18 protein-coding genes are annotated in these 22,276 nt (G+C 36.1%); all 18 read right to left on the reverse strand.

The genetic code is table 11. From position 1 onward, the window contains the following. Nucleotides 1–2: 2 nt before the first annotated feature. The 18 genes from DPX34_RS00870 to DPX34_RS00955 all read right to left on the reverse strand — a co-directional run bounded on the left by DPX34_RS00870 (nt 3) and on the right by DPX34_RS00955 (nt 22,221). Nucleotides 3–923, reverse strand: coding sequence for a LicD family protein (locus tag DPX34_RS00870; RefSeq protein WP_111976520.1), 921 nt, complete (start codon nt 921–923; stop codon nt 3–5). A 10-nt stretch (nt 924–933) separates the two neighbouring features. Then, nucleotides 934–2,004 carry an iron-containing alcohol dehydrogenase gene (locus DPX34_RS00875; RefSeq protein ID WP_111976521.1) on the reverse strand — a complete coding sequence of 357 codons (1,071 nt, stop codon included), beginning with the start codon at nt 2,002–2,004 and terminating at the stop codon, nt 934–936. Between the two features lie 79 nt (nt 2,005–2,083). Further along, a complete protein-coding gene (aepY, locus tag DPX34_RS00880; RefSeq protein WP_111976522.1) occupies nt 2,084–3,199 on the reverse strand; it encodes a phosphonopyruvate decarboxylase in 1,116 nt (371 codons plus the stop codon). Beyond that, entirely contained in the window at nt 3,199–4,497 is a 1,299-nt protein-coding gene (gene aepX, locus DPX34_RS00885) for a phosphoenolpyruvate mutase (protein WP_111976523.1), read from the reverse strand. The genes aepY and aepX overlap by 1 nt, the downstream gene beginning before the upstream one ends. Before the next feature lie 49 nt (nt 4,498–4,546). Next, on the reverse strand, nt 4,547–6,184 hold the full coding sequence (locus tag DPX34_RS00890; RefSeq protein ID WP_111976524.1) for a hypothetical protein: 1,638 nt from the start codon (nt 6,182–6,184) through the stop codon (nt 4,547–4,549). A 23-nt stretch (nt 6,185–6,207) separates the two neighbouring features. Then, entirely contained in the window at nt 6,208–7,032 is an 825-nt protein-coding gene (locus DPX34_RS00895; protein ID WP_111976525.1) for a class I SAM-dependent methyltransferase, read from the reverse strand. A 27-nt stretch (nt 7,033–7,059) separates the two neighbouring features. Continuing rightward, nucleotides 7,060–8,766, reverse strand: a complete 1,707-nt coding sequence (locus tag DPX34_RS00900) for a B12-binding domain-containing radical SAM protein (protein WP_111976526.1) — start codon at nt 8,764–8,766, stop codon at nt 7,060–7,062. Nucleotides 8,767–8,862: 96 nt separating this feature from the next. Then, entirely contained in the window at nt 8,863–9,699 is an 837-nt protein-coding gene (locus tag DPX34_RS00905; protein WP_198673592.1) for an SDR family oxidoreductase, read from the reverse strand. 1 nt (nt 9,700) lies between these two features. Next, nucleotides 9,701–10,477 (reverse strand): SDR family NAD(P)-dependent oxidoreductase, encoded by a 777-nt coding sequence (locus DPX34_RS00910; protein ID WP_111976528.1) that lies wholly within the window; start codon nt 10,475–10,477, stop codon nt 9,701–9,703. Further along, nucleotides 10,478–11,149, reverse strand: a complete 672-nt coding sequence (locus DPX34_RS00915) for a class I SAM-dependent methyltransferase (protein ID WP_111976529.1) — start codon at nt 11,147–11,149, stop codon at nt 10,478–10,480. Beyond that, nucleotides 11,146–11,580, reverse strand: a complete 435-nt coding sequence (locus DPX34_RS00920) for a VOC family protein (RefSeq protein ID WP_111976530.1) — start codon at nt 11,578–11,580, stop codon at nt 11,146–11,148. The genes DPX34_RS00915 and DPX34_RS00920 overlap by 4 nt, the downstream gene beginning before the upstream one ends. Then, nucleotides 11,570–12,991: an aspartate aminotransferase family protein gene (locus tag DPX34_RS00925; RefSeq protein WP_111976531.1), complete on the reverse strand. Its 1,422-nt coding sequence runs from the start codon at nt 12,989–12,991 to the stop codon at nt 11,570–11,572. The genes DPX34_RS00920 and DPX34_RS00925 overlap by 11 nt, the downstream gene beginning before the upstream one ends. 8 nt (nt 12,992–12,999) lie before the next feature. Further along, nucleotides 13,000–13,746, reverse strand: coding sequence for an acylneuraminate cytidylyltransferase family protein (locus DPX34_RS00930; protein WP_111976532.1), 747 nt, complete (start codon nt 13,744–13,746; stop codon nt 13,000–13,002). Further along, nucleotides 13,739–14,575, reverse strand: coding sequence for a sugar phosphate isomerase/epimerase family protein (locus tag DPX34_RS00935; RefSeq protein ID WP_198673593.1), 837 nt, complete (start codon nt 14,573–14,575; stop codon nt 13,739–13,741). Before DPX34_RS00935 ends, DPX34_RS00930 begins: the two co-directional genes overlap by 8 nt. A gap of 82 nt (nt 14,576–14,657) precedes the next feature. Further along, entirely contained in the window at nt 14,658–16,562 is a 1,905-nt protein-coding gene (locus DPX34_RS00940) for an N-acetylneuraminate synthase family protein (RefSeq protein ID WP_111976533.1), read from the reverse strand. Between the two features lie 3 nt (nt 16,563–16,565). After that, nucleotides 16,566–17,933: a GHMP family kinase ATP-binding protein gene (locus tag DPX34_RS00945; protein ID WP_111976534.1), complete on the reverse strand. Its 1,368-nt coding sequence runs from the start codon at nt 17,931–17,933 to the stop codon at nt 16,566–16,568. Next, nucleotides 17,930–18,640 (reverse strand): sugar phosphate nucleotidyltransferase, encoded by a 711-nt coding sequence (locus DPX34_RS00950; RefSeq protein WP_111976535.1) that lies wholly within the window; start codon nt 18,638–18,640, stop codon nt 17,930–17,932. The genes DPX34_RS00945 and DPX34_RS00950 overlap by 4 nt, the downstream gene beginning before the upstream one ends. A gap of 23 nt (nt 18,641–18,663) precedes the next feature. After that, the gene (locus tag DPX34_RS00955; RefSeq protein ID WP_111976536.1) at nt 18,664–22,221 is read right to left on the reverse strand and encodes a 6-hydroxymethylpterin diphosphokinase MptE-like protein; all 3,558 of its coding nucleotides are present in this window, start codon (nt 22,219–22,221) and stop codon (nt 18,664–18,666) included. Nucleotides 22,222–22,276: the final 55 nt, after the last annotated feature.

Below are 22,276 nucleotides of genomic sequence, written 5' to 3' on the forward strand. Positions count from 1 at the left end.
AATTAACTTTTTCCAACTTCAACACAAAAACCAGCATTTTGTATATCATCAAAATCGACTGGTTGAGTGTGCGCATAATCACTCATTTGTATATTTTTTTTAGGAATGAGCCAATCACCATATAAAAAAGTTAAATATTCATTAGGTCGAACAGGAGTTTTAACCGAAACACCATGAAACAAAATACTCTCTGTCGCATTAAAGTGCACTTCAGGCGCGTACCACATACCTAAACTAGGTAAATGAATTGACTTACCTGATTCATTTTGTCTAAAACTAAATGACGTTTTAAATTCAATTAATTGACCTTTGGGGTCAGTAAACATCAATAAGTAACTCGTTGGTTGCTTATCTTTATCAACAATGCGCTCAAAGCGCCACTCAACCTCATGTTGACTTGCAGAAATAAACGAATTTAACACGCCTTCTAATGCATCGTGACTACCCGCCGGTAATGACATATCAATATCATCATCCCAAGCGATAATATCTTTATCACGAATTAAGCCTAAAAGAGTGCCAAAATCAGCGACTAAAGGTAAATTGATTTGGGCAGCAAAAAAACTTAATTGCATAATAATGTCTCGCCCCAAAGCTAAGGTTTGAGTATGGTAAAAAGGGGTGATTTTTTTTAATTGATTTTTAGGCGGTAAAATCACTTTAGATCTTGGAATAAGAAGTTGTTCTAATAACTGTTTTTCAACTTCTAATGCCCATTGAGTCGTGATGACGATTTCTTCGAAAGCTATTTCAGATAACTCGGTAGGCGCATAAACATAAAGACCGTTAATGGTTTTACCTATTTTATTCAGGTCGTTGTCAACCAAGCCGATAAATTCCCTTTCATGTTCAGTATTAGCCATAAATGTGCCTGCACCGGCGCCAGCACCAAACAGAAGTGATTTTATTTTTGCTTTATTCATATAGACGACTCTAGTGCATTAAGCTTTCTATTAATATATTTTTCAACATATCATCATTAATCGGCAAGATAAAATTACCCGCTCGACTTGGATCTAATTGACCCTTTATCGCATTAATTACTTGATCATTTGTCGCATATTGATTGACATAATCAATCAAGTTTAACGAATGTAACAGGTTTATAATACTATCGGCGAGTTTAGTCGAAAGCTTTAATTCATCACTTTTAACGTGCTTTAAAAGTGCAGCTAACGTAAAACTGCATGCTAACCCATGAGGCATACTAAATTTTAACGTTAACGGATAAGAAATTGCGTGAGCTAAAGCGGTTTTAGTTTGTGAAATAGCTAAACCAGCCAGTAAAGCACCGTATTGTAAATTCTCACGAGCAGTTAAATTTTCCGGTTCAGTCAAGGCAACCGGTAACCATTTGCAAATAAGGGCAATAGACTGCTCTGCAATATCTTGAGTGTTTGGGGTGCGATTAACATTCCAAATAGACTCTAAAGCATGTGATAAAGCATCAAGTGCCGAATAAAGCGTTTCAGTTTTAGGCAGCGTTAACGTTAGGGTTAGGTCATGAATAATATGATCCGCACAAACCCCATTTAACGAAAGCTTAGTTTGGCTTTCTGAATCCCAAATGGTAGCAAATGGCGTGACTTCAGACCCCGTACCGGATGTTGTCGGTATACAAATTAAATTTAAATGATCAGGTTCGGTTAATGCTGCGTTATTTAATGCTTGTGCTAACGAAACGTGCAAGTTTAATAATGAATAACTTAAGGCTTTAGCACTGTCCATCACACTGCCGCCGCCTAGGGCAATTACATCAGTAAAATGGGTATTATGATGTTCTTCATGTAATTGATTTAATAAGGTCAGTTCAGGGTTTGCTTTAACGGGTTGGCAAATCGTTAATTCAACGGCAGGTCTTAGTTGGCCCAATTGTTTACCTATATTATCTGCATGCCCACGTGTGATAAAACTTGAACTTGTAACCAGAAGTACTTTATCCCCAGTTAACATATTAGGTATTTCAGTCAAGTAGTTTTGAGTTTTAACAAGTGCTTGGTTCATTAATTCAAAGCCTATATATGGGCGCTAGATTACTTTTGACGGTGATAGATTCTCTGCCTACAAGCGTATGGTAGTCAATTTAGTTCAACGCGTGCTGCATAAATGCTTTTTTATTTTCGATAGGTGAATTCGTTGGTCGCCCTAAATCTGATCGCGAACCTGCATTAATTTTAATTTCTATTAAATGAGTACCCGCTTGAGTCACTATAGGCCAAGCGTTAATTAAATCAGCTAGCGTTTCAATACAAGTAGCCGTTTTATATCCGCAAGCATTAGCTATTGCCACAATATTAATTTCATTAGCAACGGTTAGCTGACCACCAACAGATTCATGGCAACCATTATTTAACACGACATGTGTTAAGTTATTTAAACCTTGTTGCGCAATAACAGGCATCGCCCCCATATGCATTAATAATGAACCATCACCATCTAATGCAAATACTTTTTTATCGGGTTGCGCTTTAGCAACACCCATTGCAATAGATGCCGTATGCCCCATCGCCCCAACCGTTAAAAAATCATTATTGGGTTGTTTTTTAGCTCGTCTTAATTCAAAAACCTCTCGCGATGTTTTACCCGTTGTAGAAACAACAAGCCCATCCGATGGAATTAAATCAAGCAATGTTTCCAGTATTTGTTCTCTGTTTAACGTATATTGATGAGGTTGTTGTAGCGCTTTCACGTCAGAAAATGTTCCTTTTTTGACCAGTAGCGCGACAGGTTTATTCAAATGATGCATTTTATTAATTAATGCTGGCAAAGATAAATAAAGGTTTGAACTTTGATCAATAATCATATAATCAATGTCTAATAAGGCCAGTTGCTCTTCCGTTATAACACCTTGCTTAACATGCTGTGGCTCATCTTTAACGCCCGCCTCACCTCGCCAACCAATAACTAATAACATAGGTATACTATAAACAGCTTCGTCTGCTAACGATGCAAGAGGATTGACAGCGTTACCCAAACCTGAGTTTTGCATGTAAACCACAGCGGGTTTACCAGAGCCCAAGTAATGGCCACAAGCCAATGAAATGGCATTACCTTCGTTTGCCGTAATAACATGGCTCGATTTTGGGTATTCATTATCAATATAAGCGCAAAGCGATTTAAGTAACGAATCAGGCACCCCGGTAAAAAAACGTAAACCTAAAGTATCTAATTGTTGGCAAAATTTAGCAGGCGATATCATTATTTCCCGCCTGGTATCAATTCAAGAATTTGCTTAAGAGGCATCATTTTCCCATCCACTTCTTTGCTTCGCCCTTCTCGCAAAATAGATTCAGCCGTATTACACATAGCAGGGTAAGCGCTACGTAATAACTGATTAGCATAGATGACAACATTCACACCGTTTTCAATGAGTTCTGATTCATAAACAGAGTTATAGCTCGAAGGTACGGCGACTAATGTTTTTCTGTTTGCAAGTTGATTGTAACGCCGGCAGAATTCAAATATTTCATCGGGTGATTTTTCTCGACTGTGGATCATAATACCATCAGCACCAGCTTCTAAAAATGCTTCAGCTCGTGCCATCGCATCATCGATGCCTTTACCCAAAATTAAGCTTTCTATACGGGCAATGATCATAAAATCATTTGTGGCTTGCGCGTTTTTACCGGCGATTATTTTTTGACTAAAGGCTTCGATACTATCCTGAGTTTGAGCAACATCAGTCCCAAATAAAGAGTTCTTTTTAAGACCTGTTTTATCTTCAATAATCACCGCTGATACACCTAGTCTTTCGAGTGTTTTAACGGTAAAAACAAAATGCTCGGTTTTACCGCCGGTATCTGCGTCATAAATAATTGGTTTAGTCGTTACTTCTAACACTTCATTTAACGTGCCCATACGAGATGATACATCTACTGCTTCAATATCGGGTTTACCTTTTGCGGTTGAGTCCGTTAAGCTGCTGCCCCACATGCCATCAAATTCTTTTGGCCCTTCTGGTGTATCAACCCGAGTATTCTCAATAATCAAGCCTGACAACGCATTATGAATATCTAAAAAACGTACAATAGGCTTAGCAGCTAATAAACGCTTTAAAGACTTTAAACGGATTTGTGGCGTTGTACCAATCTCTTTCATTGCTTTATGCAATTGAGTTGACGAAATACCTTGGGTGTAAGGCACTTCAATTAACTCGCCTCCCCATTGAGCAAGGCTATCAATCACTTTTTGACGCGTTTTTTGTTGCACGCCTTCACGCCAATCATCACCATGAACAACATAGTCAGGCTTTAGCAATTCTAAATTTGGCACATAATCTAAAGTGGTTTGAGGGATAACTTTCGAAACCCCTTTGATTTGTTCAATAACCAACAAGCGCTGCTCAAACGTCATAAATGGAACTCGTTTATAACTCGCAATCGCTTTATCTGTTAATAAACCCACTGTTACTTCGCCTAATTTAGCCGCTTCTTTTAAAATATTAAGGTGGCCAGGGTGGATCAAGTCAGCACTCATGCCAACGTAAACTTTTTTCATTCTAATTTTCCAAAAAGGGAGTTAGTTAACGCAAATCAATATTGGCAGTTCAATAAAAAACCGATTTATTAACAACAACAAATTTAGTTTTATCTACGCTAAATTTTTCTTGCAACTCTTCAATGATTTGAACTTCTCTATATTTAGGCGTAACGACAAGATAATCAAAATCAATATTGTGAATGCTATCGGAATGTAATACTCGAATACCATTTAATGTTCTGTTTAATTCATTTTTATTATCGAATATGCATTCAGTATTTTTAATATATGCCGGCAGGATATCTCTTGTTATGGAACCTGCACCATAAAAGGCTAATCGAGTACCTTTTCTGATCTTAATATCATTCAAATCAGCATATGGATATATGCCTAAAATATTTACATACAGATATTTTCGGATCCACTTATAAACCTTAAAAAACGAGTAAACCCCTAATATCACATTAAGGCTAACACGTTCACTTATTAAGCTTTTCTGAGATGTTAATGTAGAGCAACTATTTTGGGGATCCGGTTGATCTTGATAATTAGGTTTATAGAAATTAGGCACCAACTTATTATCTTCTTTTAAAAGATTCAGCATGTGATCAGTTTCTTGTTTTAAAATTTCAAAAGAATCTTCTTGCCAAACATATTTTTGATATTTTGTAGCACCATGCCAGTTGTCACCTAACGTTAATCGATTGGTTTTTTCTAAAAAATCAGCCGACGCAACAAATGCATCATCAGTTATAATTTTAAAATTAATATACGCTGTTTTATTTGAAAAGATGGAAACAACATTAACACCATTCGATACAAATAAATTAAGAGTAGCTTCTTGATGTAAAGCAGCTCGAAAAGCAAGATTACCAACAGCTTCATTACAGTAGATAACATTTTTACCCGTGATAGCATCTGCATCATACAGTGAATAAAAATCGGTCAGAATAATAAAAATAAACTCATCTTGCTTTTCATACGAGGTAACTAACGCCTGCCATGCCGATATATTACTATTACGACTGCTATCAATGGTCGTTTCTCTCAATGTGATCGTGATAGGAATACGAGGTTTAGCGTACTTTTTTAACCATCTCCTAGCAAGTTGAACTTGCCCATTGGGTGCTTTCAGGCAATTATAGCTAAGATCTTGTTCGGAAAAATGAGTAAAAGATAACACTTGGTAGCTAAGAGGACGTACTAAACCCAGCTGCCTTTCAAATGGTTGAGAAGGGTTATAATCAATGGGAAATAGTACATTGGTTTTTTCTAATGCTTTTATTACCGTGATCGCCTGATTTCGATTATCTAATAATAATACCGAACCAATAAAATCGAATAATTTAGTATATTCAAGCGCTAAATTATGTATAAGCTGTTTGTAATTTGACTGATTAATACGACTTTCGTAGTGAGGGTTAGCGGGATAAACTTCATCCGTAACCAATATAATATCAATTTTATGCAAGCCTAAACGACGACGCTCAACTTCCGCATTTATAATAAATACAGCAATATCAGATGTATATGGCAGCTCAGCAAAGTCATAAATCGCAATTAATCGAGTTCCATTATATGACTCAGCTTTTTGTTTATTTATTAATTTTTTTTTATTATTTAATTCAGATATAAACCTATCATAATTAACCGGCTGATTAAGATACTGACAAACTGTTTTGATTTGATTGATTGGTATATTCATTGCTCGCTCTATTATTTATCGTATCACTTTTGAGCTAGTACGATATATTCACCATGATCATCAACAGCAGCACCTACACACCATGAATCAAAAATTTGAATTGAACGAAAACCCATATTGGTTAATAGCTGTGTAATAGTTTCACGAGAGTACGGTCTTAGGATATTCTTAAAACATGATCGTTCATTTGAATTCCGCTTTAAAAAAGTCTTATTCCAAACCAGATCATTTGTAGAATCAACTGTGACATCACATAAAATATACTCAAAAGGGTCTGAATCAGGGAACTCTTTCCATGTATTTAATTGACCATTGCACAGTTCTAGTTGCTCTTTCACATTTTTAAAGTCCCATAATTCAAGAATTAAGAATCCACCATCACTTAATGAATCATAACACCACTTAAGAGTATCGCTTTGTGCAGATTGACTAATAGGAGCGATCAGTTGCAAAACAATATCAACCCCCATGATCAAGTCAAGATTACTTAAAGGTTTAATATCAAATAAGTTTTTATTAATGTTAGTTACTTTGACACTTTCAATATAAAGCCTAAATTTTTCAGCAAAATCATAGCGAGATTGACTAATTTCAATACCTAATGCCTCTGTAACTAAGCCTTCTTTTTCAAGTTTATATAATAATTTACTATTACCTGAACCGATCTCACATACACGTCCTGACCACTGAGTAGTAATGCAGCGTTCTTTAATAAAAGTAATATGCTTATCACAGCTAGCTAATTTATCATCACAATAGGATTGAAAACGAGCTTCAGTAAAATTAGTTAATAATTCAACATCTTCATATGCAGTTAAATTAACATGTTTGTTATCCGTTAATTCCATATAAGTATCAACCTAATTGTATCAGCCTTATGCACCTCTAATTCCTTGAGTGTGAGGAACAAAATTAGCATCATCGTCTTTGAAATACATGTTCTTAAAAATACTTTTTTCTTGTTCAACCATTTCTTTATGATAAGCGGTGATTAGCTCTTCATTTGCATCATATAAAGACTTATAAAAAGTATCGTTGTTCATTTCGGTGAAATTTACAGTCATTAAATCGGGGTTTCGAGAAAGTTGGAAAAAGTCTTCATGATCTCTCAACAGCCCATTTTTTAATGCATATTCATAAAGAGGGGAACCGGGATATGGGGTTACCGGTCGCAACAAGCGATACTCATCAGGTTTACAATCCAATAAGATTTTAACAGTCTTTTTAATAGACTCTTCAGTTTCCCCGATATTCCCAAACATGCAAGGAAGCGACACATCCATACCTGCTTCTTGTGTAAACCGAACACCTTCCCTGATCATTTCTTCACTTGTCTTTTTATTCATCAATTCAAGCGCTTTTGTATCACCTGATTCCAGCCCATATAAAATTTGACGGCAACCTGCAGCGGCCATTATTTCAGCTATATCTTGATCAACAATATTAAAACGCCCTGTTGTTGCCCAAGTAACCCTTGGTATATCGCCTGAATCCATAGCTTTGATCATGTTTTCACAAAATTGCCTAACATGGGATTTACTGGTCATAAATAATTCATCTGAAAACCCAAAATCAGTGACATTGTAACGATCATTTAAGAGGTGCATTTCCCCTAGAAAATCATCAAATGGGCGATGTCGATGACCCGTTTCTAGCCTATAACAAAAATTACATACATAAGGGCAGCCGCGACTAGATAATATAACGAAAAAATTACGTCCCTTGTGGTAACCCGTATTTTGATATTGAACGTATTTTTCAATTGGATATAAATGATAGGCAGGCCAAGGAATGGTCTTAATATCAGGAACGGGCTCTCGTTTTTTACTCACAAATATTTCATTACCATCTCTAAAAGATATTGAAGGTAAATCATGAATATCTTCACCACAAACAAGTGCGTTTAATAAATTAAGCATTGAGTTTTCTGCTTCACCAGAAATACCGTAATCGGCCCCTGTTTTAGCTAAATAAAAGCCAGGTAAAGGAGTAAAACCATTTCCCCCTAAAATAATTTTTGAGTGCGGCGAAACAGCACGGATAGCTTTACAATGTTCTATACAATCATGTATATAATTTGATAAGTAACCTATACCAATAAAATCAAACGGCTCTCTTTCAAGCAGGAACTTCTCTAAGTCTTTTGGTCCAAGGTGATAACAAGTTCCATGAAAAACCTCTACATAGTAATCATTTTGTTCAAGAACAGCAGCTAAATAGGCAGGTCCCGATGTAAAATTTGGCATTTGATCATATTGATCCATGGTCACAAATAATACACGTGCTCTTTTTTCATTTTGTTTAAGAGATTTAAGTGAATACTCTCTAGGGCCTTTTGTTGCTCTAAAGCTATCCCCTTCGTAATTAATTTTAATTCTAAGATTAGGATCACTTTTGCGCTTTGATTCATCAACAGAATATTGTTGTTTATCCATTTCAGGGTCATAAGAATCAACCGCAAATCCGGGATTCCTTAGATCTTGTTGTCCTGCATCTTCTTTTGTATCTTCTTTTTTGTCTTCTATTTTATTTTTATCAAAAGGATTAGGGTTTGGATCATATAGATTCTGCTTAATCGCCATTTAAATATCTCTTATTATCCTGCAATCAAATGTGAAAGCCAACCAGTGTTACTTTATTATCGGCCATAATGTATTGTTCTTTAAATAAAATTATACTCACCAAACACTTCTACCGCCTTCTACAGGAACTATAGAACCGTTCAAATAGCTCGAAGCATCACTTAACATCCATATTAATGTACCCTGATATTCATTTGCTTTAGCCATTCTCTTTAAAGGGATAAGATTTGACACTTTATCAATAAACTCGCTTGGTTGCCCATTTTCAATACCGCCAGGGCACATTGCATTACAACGAACACCGTCTTCAGCCCAATAAGTAGCTAAATATCGTGTTAGGCCGATTAACCCAGCTTTAACAACTGAATAAGTGACAGGTTTAACCGATTGTAAATGCTTGGGTTTATTTGGATCAGCATATAGCCTTTGATCTGGCGCGATAAGCCCTAGGTCTGAAGAAATATTAACAATAGAACCACCATCTATATTTTCACTGATAAACACGCCGTAATATTTAGCGCAATTGAAGGCACCGGTTAATCCAACGGCAATATCTTGCTCCCAAATATTAATTGGGAAATTTTCTAACCGAGAGAAATTTTCACTGTTATCCGTTTCAACTTTAGGGTTATTTGCCGCATTATTAATTAAGCCATTTATACAACCGAAATCAAGTTTAACTTGATTAGCATTATTTTTGACTTGTGTTTCATCGGTTATATCAACCTGATAGCCTTTACAATTTATATCATATTTCTGATTCAAACTATCGGCTAATAATTGTACCGCATTAAAATTTAAATCTAAAAGTATAGGAGTGCCACCGTATGCTGCAATTGCTTCAGCATGCATTTGACCTAGTAACCCTGCAGCACCAGTAATCACAATTACTTTTCCATCTAAACGAAACAGGCTATCTAAATTATCCGACACCTTAATAAACTCCCATTGTTTGCCCGCCATCTACTACAATTGAGCTTCCAGTTATAAATGAAGCCTTATTCGAACACAAAAATGTGCAAATACCGGCTACTTCGGCAGGTGCACCAAATCGATTCATAGGCACTGTAGACTCAATCATACTATTTATTTTTTCAGGATTATCAGCCATTTTTTTATCCCAACTACCATCTGGAAATAAAATGTTACCCGGTAATACCGTATTAACTCGGACTGATTCACAAGCTAATTTTCTAGCCATATTTTTTGATAAAGCCACTATAGCTGATTTAGCAGTGGAATAATCAACTGGTGCGCCAAAAGCTTCAACCCCAGCAATTGATGAAATAAAGAGAATACACCCTTTAGTTTTTCTTAAAACGGGTAAAAATTCATTTACTGTAAACAAAGACGATTCGAAGTTTTTCTGCCAAGTAATGCTCCATTGGGTCAAATTAGGTAAAGCATCTGGAACACTTTTTCCATCACCCACATTAGCAACCACAATATCAATATCACCAATTTCTTTGCTAATGACTCTGTTTAATAATGCAAGCTCATCAACCTTAGAACAATCACACTTATATACAGCAACATGGTTTTCACCAAATTTAACTTTTAAATCATGCGCTAAGTTATATAATTTATCAGAGCCTCTTGAGACCAAAATAACTTTAGCGCCTTCTTCAAGAAAACTCTCAGCAATAGAAGCACCAATCCCACAAGAGGCCCCCGTTATTAAAGCGACTTTGTTTGTTAAGTTTAAGTTCAATTATCTATCCTTTGATTTATATCCCACACCAACTAACATAAGCTCCCTAGACCATCTCAAAAATTTATTTTTGACTCTGACCGGAATAAATGGCGATATAAAAGCGCAAAAATAGTTTAAGAAAGGATAACGCCAAACAATGGGTAACTGCCTAAATTTGAATACATTAATTTCATCAAAACCAAATATTTTATAAGCATCTTTTAATGAAACAATTGTGAATGGTGTTCGATGGGTAAAATCATCAAAATATGTTTTATAGTTTGATTCCCAATCAGGAACCAATGTTATCAGAATTCCCCCAGGCTTTAATACTCGGTAAGCCTCTGCTAAATATTTTTCTGGGGAATGGAGATGCTCAATGAATGATTTACTATAGATCACATCAAAAAAATCATCCTCAAAAGGCAGTTTATCTTGCTCTACATCGCAAATAGCCACATCATAGTCAGTTGCATAATTTAGCGATTCACTACATATATCAACACCTGTTACATCTAAGCCTATTTGCTGAAACGCTTTAATAAAATCGCCTCTTCCGCAACCGGGTTCGAGTAACTTCATCCCAGGCTTTAATTGGAATATTTGAGCTATATAATTGCATAATTTTGCAGGATATTCAGTATAAGGTCTCTCGCTTTCATCATATACGACAGAGATGTACCGGCTCATTTTATTTCCTCTACAATTTCTAAAAGTACACCTTCTGGATCATAGCAGTAAGCCACTTTAACTTTTCCATTCGGGGCTAATGCGGGCTGATTAACAAGACTTCCGCCTAAAGCGAGAATGAGGTCACACGCAAGTTGACTATCTAAAACACTAAAAGCAATATGCGAGCAGCCTTGTTTATTTGCGGGTGCATTTCCTTCAACAATATCAGCGGGATGAGAGTGGTATTTTAATAATTCAAGTAAAAAACCATCTCCTAATCTTAATTTTACCCATTCTAATTTTGCGTTTTTATACCCTGTTACTTGATCAATAAAAGTCCCGATTTCGATATCTTGATTTTCAATGACAAAACCTAATCGTTGATAAAAATCAACAGAGTTTTCTATGTTATTCACAACGATACCGGTATGTCGAGCATTAACAAACATGATTTTTAACGTCCTCAGCTTTAACTTTCGCTAACTCACATAACGCTTGTTCAATGCACTCATCTAAAACCATTACTCCTTCCAATAAAGCATCTTCATTTATACTTAAAGGTGGGGCTAACTTTATAGATTCTCGTCCGGTATGAACCAATAACAACCCTTTTTGTAATGCTTTTTCACAAATCACATCACACAATTCGCTTAATGGCTTACCATTCTTATCTTGGAACACAAGAGCCGCTAGTAAGCCTTTGCCAAATATGTGTTTAAGGTGTTCAGGGTATTTAGCTTTTAATTTATCTAATTCTCTGTGGAAAACTAAGCCTAACGCTTTGGAATTATCAATAAGCCCGTCTTCAATTAACGCTTCTAAATTAGCGTGTCCCGCAACACAACACAGAGGATTGGCAGAGTGTGTAGAGCTCATCGAGCCAATGTCCGGTAAATCCATTACATCAGCAGAACCTAATACAATTGCTAATGGTAATCCAGAGCTTGCACCTTTACCACAGCATAATAAATCAGGCTCAATGTTATAATGCATATATCCAAACAACTCACCAGTGCGCCCAAATCCAGCTTGCATTTCGTCAAAAGCAATCAAGATCTGATTTTCTTTTGCGAATTCATCAAGTGCTTGTACAAATTCTACTGGGTAAAAAACGGCTCCCCACCCTTGGAATGTCTCAAGCATAAAACCACATATATCATGCTCAGGATCGATGTTTTGTGCACTGCACATTTTATACAATTCAGTTTTAAAGAACGCTTTAGAGTCTTCTTTTACAGGCGTTAACCAAGGGTAAGGAAAAGGTAGATGATGAATATTCGGATCTTGATAGCCTATCCATTCTCGAGCCCCCGCACTACCAGTCATCATTTGAGCCCCTAAAGTACGCCCATGAAAAGCACCATCAAAACAAACAATGCCTTGCTTTCTTTTACCACGTTTTTGACCTTCTAAACGCATCAACTTTAACGCAACTTCCGTCGCTTCAGTGCCAGCAGAAAGTAAAAATGATTTTTCGAATTGAGTCGGAGTTTGTTCTATTAAGTAATTTAAATAATCAATCCGTTCTTGGCTGGCATAGGTATATGTATGAAGCAATGGCTTTTCTATTACTTTTTGTAGTGCAGCTTTAATTCTAGGGTTTGCATGACCTGCGTTAGCAACAAATATAGTACTCGTAAAATCAATCCACACATTACCCCATCGATCATGCACTTGAAAATTTTCAGCTTTGTCCCAAATGATAGGCATTTGTCCATGCATTGAATGAGATTCAACTTTATACATACTATGCAGTAAAGGGATACTCTCGGGAACTGGAATTGCGGTTACTATTTTACGATAACGCGTATTTATTTTTTCAACCACGATTGGGTCGTGTGAAAAGCCACCACCAGCCATATTAACCTCTATTTAATTTTTTGATTGTGCAAATAGCGCTGTAGTTCTACTAACGGCTGTTTACTTATTTGGTATTCGATATATTCAAATTCTTCAGCGGAGTCAACTTCGGTACAAACAGGGCTTTCAAAGCCCAACATATATTCGCCATGAATAGATTGTTGATTTAATACGTGGGATGAGCGGACGATATCTACATATCCATCAGGAATATAAACTTGTTGAAACGCTTCTTTGGGTAAGTTAAATCTTTCAACTCCATCTGTATTGTTGGTCAGCCCGGTAAAACAGCCATCATCATTTTTGACAAACCATTTCAAAGGCGATTCAGGGGCTTTATGAGCAGAACGAAGAGACGTTGCGCCCTCACTTTTCTGAATAGTCGATATTGCTGTCTCTATGTATTTAGAATCTCTTAAGGGCGTTGTTGGTCTTAAATGCACCCAATATTCCGGACAATTTCCCTCGTGTTCTAATAACCATTGCATTGCATGAATTAAAAAGTCACGATCTGTCGACTCATCCGTAGAAAAAGCGTCAGGACGTATAAAAGGCACTTCAGCACCCCAAAAACGTGCGATTTCAGCATATTTTTCAGAATCAGTCGAAACAAGAACACGTGAAATACCCGGTGTAGATTTAGCAGCAGCAATACTATACGCAATGAGAGGATAACCATTCAATGGTAAGATGTTTTTATCAATGACCGACTTAGATCCTGAACGAGCAGGAATAATAGCAATAACATCACTCATATATGGCATCCAAATAAGGCTTTACCCAAGCAAGTTGTGATTTAAAAATCGCAAGCCCTTCATCATCTCTGTAAGCCTGCATAATAAAAGGGCCAGAGTAATTAAACTTTTTAAGCGCGTTAAAAAAACGCTCAAACTGAGCATCACCTTTACCCAACTCAACAGGGCCAGAGTTCAATACACGATCTTTGATATGAATGTCAGATATTTTTTCGCCATAGCAAGCGAGCTCTTCTTCTGGATCGAAACCTAAAGCAGCGCTATTACCAATATCATAGTTAACCGTGACAAAGGGCGAGTTAATCGCCATTAATAAAGATTTAAACGCCTTTGGGGGTAAATCAGTTTCTAGTGATAAATTAATTTTATGTTTTTCAAGGAGAGGTAAGAACTGTTGAATAGCGGCAACAAACCGCTCTTTATCTTCAAAGCTTGTGAGAGAAGACTGATCTACACAAGGAATAACAATGTCCGTAACCTGTAATTTCACCGCATTAGTAATTAGCTTTTTTAAAACGTTGAAGCTTCTTTTTGCTGAAGCTATATCAGCAACATGCAAAGGTGCTTCCATAAAATAATCGGCACATATCGTTTTAACCGCCACACCGGTATCATTGACGATTTGATTGATCGCGTTTACACCAACATCATTCATCAACGGGTTTAAGTCTACGTCATTAAAATCTAAAATGAACTCGATCCCATTTATGCCGACTGACTTGGCCACTTCAAATTCATCTTGCCAATAATTAACAGGGTGAGCTTGATAGCGCCCTTTATACTTAGGCAATAAACGCCCTTGCATTGTGCCTATAAAATATGAGCTCATGAACGTCAATAATCCTTTAAAATCTACTAATTACATATCGGCCTGAGAAGAAACTAATTTAATTTTTTCTAGAAATTCACGGCTAAAGTAAGTTATTTAATCTATTTAAACCAACCCAAAAACCTTCACCGCCATTCTTATGGCCTTGCCAAATTTCAGGGATAAATGAAGCATTAGGGCAACCTTGCTTCAAAATATCACAAAGCAAAGTAAAGTCGATATCACCGTCACCTATTTGCAAACCTTCACCGTTTACACCTAATGCATCACCTAGATGTAAATGAGCAGAAATAGGCGCAATTTTACGGGCAAACTCATAAAAATCTAAGCCAAAATGGTTACAAGTTAAACGTGTATGAGAAATATCAAAGCACATCCTCAAGTTTAGCTTGTCGCACCATTCTATTATCTCATCAATATGCACAAATATATTCTGATAACGTTGTCCACCAAAGTGCCACGGAAACGGAGCCATCGTTTGTGGAATTAATTCAACACCTTCTAAATCTAACTGACTCAAGCTATCTTCGAATGTTTGATAATAAAGCGCTCTTTGCTCAACCTCCATGGGTTCATCCATAGAGAAACCACCAATATTAGCGACTATTAGCGGCTTTTCGGTTTTAGGGAAGAATTTCTTAAGTGCTCTGGTAATATCGATAACTCGCTGAGTTTCTTTTATCGACTCAGTACGATAGTCTTCAGCTTGTGATGCAAGGTCCATTAGTCGACTGTTTGAGAATAGCTCTGGTGCATGAACCACAAAATCGCAAGCATAAGTACCTGAAAAATAATCAGCTAATGGCAAATCCATATCAGAGTACGATAAATGAAATTCAAATACATCAGGTTTAATCATTTGATTGTATTCTGAAAAATCATGATACCGAACAGGCACCCCCCAAGGTCGACTAAAACGATACGTTTGTGGCGTTACCACCTCTTCAGTCAAATCCGTTGCAAAAAAGAAGCCTTCCTCTTCCACATCACGTTGCAGAACCTTACCTAAAAGTGCCTCGTACATTTGTGGTGATAACCCCTGACCAGGGCTTCTCACTTTAATATGCTCCCCGGTAAGGCGAGTTCCTTTTTTAAGAACTCTAGTTGAAACTAAGCTCTTGCCTAAGTTTTCTCGGTTAATCATTTCGCCTTGAGATAACTGACGATGCTTTGCGTCTCCTAAGCTTTGCTCTATTTCACGAATACCTTTTAAAAGCGCTGAGAACTCAGTTGGCTCCAAGCTCGCTGCATGATCAGGACCTTCCATATTCCGATCAAGAGTAAAGTGACGCTCAACCACTTTAGCACCAAGCGCAACAGCGGCGAGGGACACAGCAGTCCCTCTTTCATGGCCAGAGTAACCGACTAAAGGGTGTATTTTTGCAAGAGAAGCCATCCAAGCTAAATTAATATCTTGCAGTGGAGCTGGGTATGTACTGTTACAATGTAGAAGAACATAGTGGGCATTTTTGCTATTTAAGAAATCAACCGTGCAATTGATTTCTTCATTTGTACTCATACCAGTTGATAAAATTAGCGGCTTGTTCGTTTTTATCAATTTATCAATTAGTGGTAAATTAGTTAAGTCAGCTGATGCAACTTTATAAGCCAGCACTGAAAATGACTCAAGTACATCAATACTCTTTTCATCCCACGGTGTACATAGATATAAAATACCTTTTTGTTGGCAATATTCAGCTAATCCTTTATGTTCTTCAAGGGTCAATTCAAATCGAGAAAGTAGATCCAGAACATATTCGGTGCCTAAATCATCACCTGATTTTTCAAGTGAACTTTGTCTATAAACTTGATCTAAATGCCTCATTTGAAACTTAACACAATCAACATCCATCTCAATAGCTAAGTCAATCATTTCTTTTGCACGTTTAATACAACCATTATGGTTGTTTCCGATCTCCGCTATAACAAAAGTATGATTAGAACCAATTTCAAATTGGCCGATTTTAAAATTAAATTTATTTGTCATTTATTAATACTTTTCTTCACGTACAGTCCACGATTTCAAGCCTTCCGATTCAAATCTAAATTGAATAGCTTGCTTACCCATTTTTTCTAAGGCTTTTATTAATTCTAATTTTTTAAATGCAGGAACATAAAAAAGGAAAAAACCACCACCACCAGCACCTAATAACTTACCACCTAAAGCGCCATTTAAAAGAGCTTGATCATATATATTATCCAGCTCTTGGCTTGAGATACGCGAACTAAACTGCTTTTTCAGCGACCAAGCTTTATTTAAGTTCAAACCAAATTGATGTAAACGTCCCCTGAGTAGGTTATTGCGCATTTCATAAGTTAGTTCAACATTCTCTTTCACTTTTTCTATGACTTCGTCTTGAGTCATCATCTCTTTTTGGTGCTTGTGTATTTCGCCAGAGTGGTGAGACAAGTTGCTATTGCACAAAACAAGATTTTCTTCTAACTCTAACAAAGTATCTTCAGGAATTCTAAGTGGGTGGACAATGTTCTGTTCCATTCTAAATTCCATAAAATTGAAACCACCAAATACGCTAGCATATTGATCTTGCCAGCCACCGGCGACTCCCATATGCAATCGTTCAGCTTGGTAAGCTAATTCAGCTAATTCATGCGAATCCCATTTGTCTTGTCTCAATTGATTAAAGCACCCCAACACAGCGGCAGATACAACTGCAGAGCCACCTAAGCCAGAGTTCATCGGAAAATCAGAATCCAAGTACATTTCAAAGCCAAAATTTGGGTTTGCAACTTTAAGCAATGCAATAATTAAATCAAATTTGCCTTTATGTCGCATGGCCTCTTCTATGTTGACAGCTTCGAATATTTCACCTAAATCTTTAGAATTAATAATAATTTTAGTATCACTTCTGAGTCTCAACGTGGCATGACTATATATGGCTAAAGTACTATTAATAACAGCACCATTTTGATTGACGAAGTAATGAGTTAAATCAGAACCTCCGCCACCAAAACTGACACGAACAGGAGCACGAGAGCGCGCATATACAGGCTGTTCATCTTGAGGTGGCAACCAGTTTTTTGAAGCTAATCCAGTTAATTCTTTATTAGAGTTAAGCAAGGGGATATAACGAATATTGTGATCAAGTTTTTTCATTAAAAACTCGCGTGTCACGTCAGATTCTGCCCAAATAAAATCTCGATTTATGCACAAATGTAAAGGGGCCGATAGCGAAAGGTTATTTATTAAACATCTGCGAATATCACCATCAGTAGCTAAACCTACAATTTGCTTTTTATCATTTATTGCTAAAATAACGCCATTATGATTAAGCTCAATTTTTTTTAAAGCATCTTTCAACGACGCTGATTCTGAAATTTGAAAAAGATCTAAATTCACAATGCACTCATTTTCTTATTTTCAACCCAACGACAAAAACGATGATAGTCTTCAGGGATGCCTATATCAATAAAGTCCCCTCCTACTTTAATGGCTTTTAGTAACTGGCATTCTGCAGCTGGTTTGAGTACTTTTTCTTCTAACGAAAAACTAGTATCTGTATCCACAAAGAAATCATAATTTAAACGATATAGCCCAGCGTTTATCCAACCGCGGCCCCCTGATAAATCTTTTTCACCAAATTGCATAACAACGTCACGTTGCAATTCTAATCGTCCATAACGAGTCACATCAGATACATGAACAGAAGCAATAGTGCCCGATGATGATCCATTTAGCGCTTCAATCCCTTGACCTAACCAAGTATCTGCATTAGCAACAAAAAAATCATCTTGGATAGCTAGCTTTTGTAAAGCATGTTTAATCGCCCCACCCGTTCCCAAAGGCTTAGGTTCATAAATATAAATAAATTCGCACGATTCAAAACGAGAATGCAACTTTAAATCATTTAAAAAGGCTTCAATTAAATCACCTTGATAATGTAATAAAAATATAAACTTGTGAATGCCTTGTTCGAGCCAATTATCAACTAAATAATATAGGAAAGGTTTGTTATTAACAGGAGCTAGAGGCTTAGGAACATTATTAACAACACTCCTTAATCGAGTACCAAAACCTCCCGCCAATACAAATAATGGAATATTCAATTTAACTTATCTCCATAAATTCATTATTGAGGTGTGACCCAACTTTTACCATATTGAATAGCATCTAATACATTAATTGCTTGAATTTCTGAAAAATCATTCCAAAGTAATGATTCCAGTGTGACAGAATGGCGACGTATTCTTCCTCTATTACCAACAACGTCACACTCAATATCTTCTAGACTAAAACTATCTTTGGGTATCGCAATATAATCCGTATATTCAACATAACCTTTCACATTTGATAGTGATTTAATCAAACAGGATAAGTATAATTTTTTTTGAGGTAAGGTCGAATTACAAAATTGATATTTAGGTAAAAACAACTTCACCTTGTGACTATTTAATAAAAATTTAGGGAGGAAAGTACATCGTCTAATGTGCACTAACGGATGCTCGCCATTAAATAAGCTTTCTTTATTACCATCTAAATTGCCTAACCAAAAAAAATAAGAAAGGTGAGGTTCATTATTTAATTGCTCATCTAAATATTGAAAGCTTTGTAATGGAACATTAAGACGTATAAGGTTATTACTATCATGTAGTAAGCTATAACTACACTTATAATCAATTAAATCTAACCATACTTTACCACATTCTGTAGCAGTATCAGGGTTGTCTTCTTCCCCAAAAGAAAAAATACTATTAACCATGCACTCAAAATAGGTAAAACTATTGTGTTGATCTTCAGTATAAATGCTTGCAGTCAGTTTAGCGGCTGCTTTTCTAAGTAACACAGTTTCTCGTTGTGATGTTAAAGAAGAACAAAAATCAAACGCTTTCGGATCATCAATAAAGTCACCTTTAATGGTCTGCAATGTTGATAACCATTCTTCTAAAACTTGCTGGCATAAATTAAGGTGGTCAGGCGTATTTAAACATTTTGTAAACGTCGCATTTATATAGTTAACCGTCCCATACAGCAAATAAAACAATAACGATTTACCGTGTTGATATGAGGTAAACAGCAATGTTTTTTGTTCTTCAATTAATCGTTCTACATCTTCAATACACGTTATTGATTGTTGTGATTTTTCAATAAATACCGTTAATTCATTTTTTAGCACTTCAGCTTGAAATTTAGCGTTAAAACGATCTTGATAGTTTTGCTCTGGATCAGCATCTTTAAATACGTTATGTCGAAGTGAACGAAGTGCATTCGTTTTATCAGTATGACTATTGGTAAGTAATATCAAATCCCCTTTTAATGGGATTGAACCAATGACTCTTGCGCCATCGCTACAATTAAAGCAATCCACTTTTTGTGACGCCAGCGTTTCTTCGATAATCGCTTTAGAGACTTTAAATTCTTGTTTGGTAAAAACGGTAGGTCGAAAGTTACCTGGAATAACAATCGAGGTATTGTTTTTCGCCGCATAATCAAACATCTCTTTACCATTTTCTTGGTAATATCCTGATTGTTTAGAATGATGATTTTTGTTATCGACAAAACCTAAATCTACACCCATCAAGTAAATTTGATTAAAACCTATTTTAGTAAACAGGTTAATAGCGAAGTTAGATACGGTTGGAAAAGCATATTGCAACTCTTCAAAGTTGTCGGCACCTAAAATTTCGAGCGCAGAAACAGTCGAAGATTCACCATCTTTAAATGCAATGAGTACATCTTTAAATAAATCACACGTATCAGGGTGAATGCCATTACAAGATAATAGTGTAATGTTTTTAAGATATTCAAAGTCACCTACACGGCAACACCAATCATAAGTGGAACGATTTAATTCAATTTCTGCGTGGTAATCAGGCGTAATACCATTTTTGTACAGTGGCATGAGTGCGGTGCCACATGAAACGACAATGGCTTGATCGCGCCACTCTTTAATTACCTCAATTAAACTGTCAAGTGATGGCCCGTTACCCACTAAAAATATTGGAACGTTTTTTTCGTTAAATGAAATTAATTTTTCCGGGTTTTTAGCTAAAAAGGGATAATGACGATTTATCGTTTCAGTCGTATGGGCAATACCATAACGTGCATGATCATAATATTCGCCCATCGATATAACAATTTGTAATTGCTCACGTAACTGTGCAACGGCTTTGACAAGTTCAGAATTATAATAGCATTGATAAAAATAGGTATTCGCTAATATATAAGGTCCTACAGCGTAAAACTGGCGTAATAAATCACGAAATAAATTACTGCCATCATCACCAACATTGATATATAAGCGACCTTCTGCCTTATCAACTTTCTCTAAAATACCGGCCCAATCGGTGGCAAATAAAGATGCATAGAAAAAGTCTCTATTGGGTTCGCATAAGAATAATTTTTCAACCTTCTTTTCTGATAGTAAATGCTCTATTTGATAACCTAAACCCACACCAAATATAATTAATGACTTAAGCGTTTCAGGTAAATCACCTACATCTTCTTCTACTTCTTTTAATAACTTTTCTGTTGAGGCAACCAGTTGGTAATGCAAATATTGTTTTAGTTTAGTGCCGGTATAACCTAAAACTAAACCGTCTTTATTTGGGTATTGACTAAAATGTTCGTAATTTAAAATGGATTCTTTTTTTGGTGAGTTACCGTAATAAGCAATTAATGTTTCTTTTTGAATTATATTTATTTCACCATCTGCCGCTTTAATCGGTAACCAATTCTTAGGTTGATAATTTTTAAACTCTTCATGAATGTCTGGAAAATAATATTTAAACGCGGTTAAATTCTTTTGGAAAACATCATCATTATTAGGGTCTACCGAACTATAATCTTCAACGCTTATGCTTTGTGTCCAATGCGGTAAACTTTGAATATAGTTAGCATATTGATAGCTAAAGCCATCCTTAATAATACGTGACCAAGGCTTATTTTTTAAATCTAATTCAATGGCATCAAAAATGGGATGGTTATAATGCTTGTAAAAATAAAATTCATTTATCGAAAAATGTGCTTTTAATTCTTCTATATCACTAATTAAATCACGACCATCTTTTTCTAACTGAAAGTAAATAGAAGTCCCTTTTTTATCCGCTATGTCTAAAATGTCTTGCCATTGAGCTACAGCCGCTGAGCATTGAAAATACTGACGCTCTGGTTCGTATATGACTAAATGGTTAATTTTATGCTGTTCGACTAACAATAATAGGTGCTTAGCAAGCCCAATACCAAAAACGATAAGTAAATTAACCTCGGTAGGCAACGCTTTATACGTTTGATACTTTTGGTAACTAGCCAGTGAAGTTAACGGATCGAGACTTTCACCGCTCTCTAGATTTTGGTCAGTTGATTCTGAAATAGAACGATTAATATCAACATAAGGAGCGTGTTGTGTAAAAACATCAAACTGTTTTTTTACTTCTCGATCGGGATCTAAACCATAAAAAGCACGTCCGGCTCCATAATCGACAATATTAAATTGACTGTTTTGATTTAAGAAAAAAGCAATATTCTGCGTGTTGGTATCTTGTATATCACCCACTAAAGAAGGTATATGGCGAGCAAAAGCGGAGACATTTTTTTTATGGTTTTGTTTAATATACAAAGAAGATTGGTTTTCAATTTCAGTTTGCGCATCTTCATCTTTTTCAAGATGCATGCGAATATCTTTTAACATCCCCAATCTCTCTCTATTATTATTTTAATTTGATGCAACTAACGTACTTTATAAA

It is taken from the genome of Algibacillus agarilyticus (genome assembly GCF_003286125.1).
In the GTDB taxonomy this organism is placed as follows: Bacteria; Pseudomonadota; Gammaproteobacteria; order Enterobacterales; family Alteromonadaceae; genus Algibacillus; species Algibacillus agarilyticus.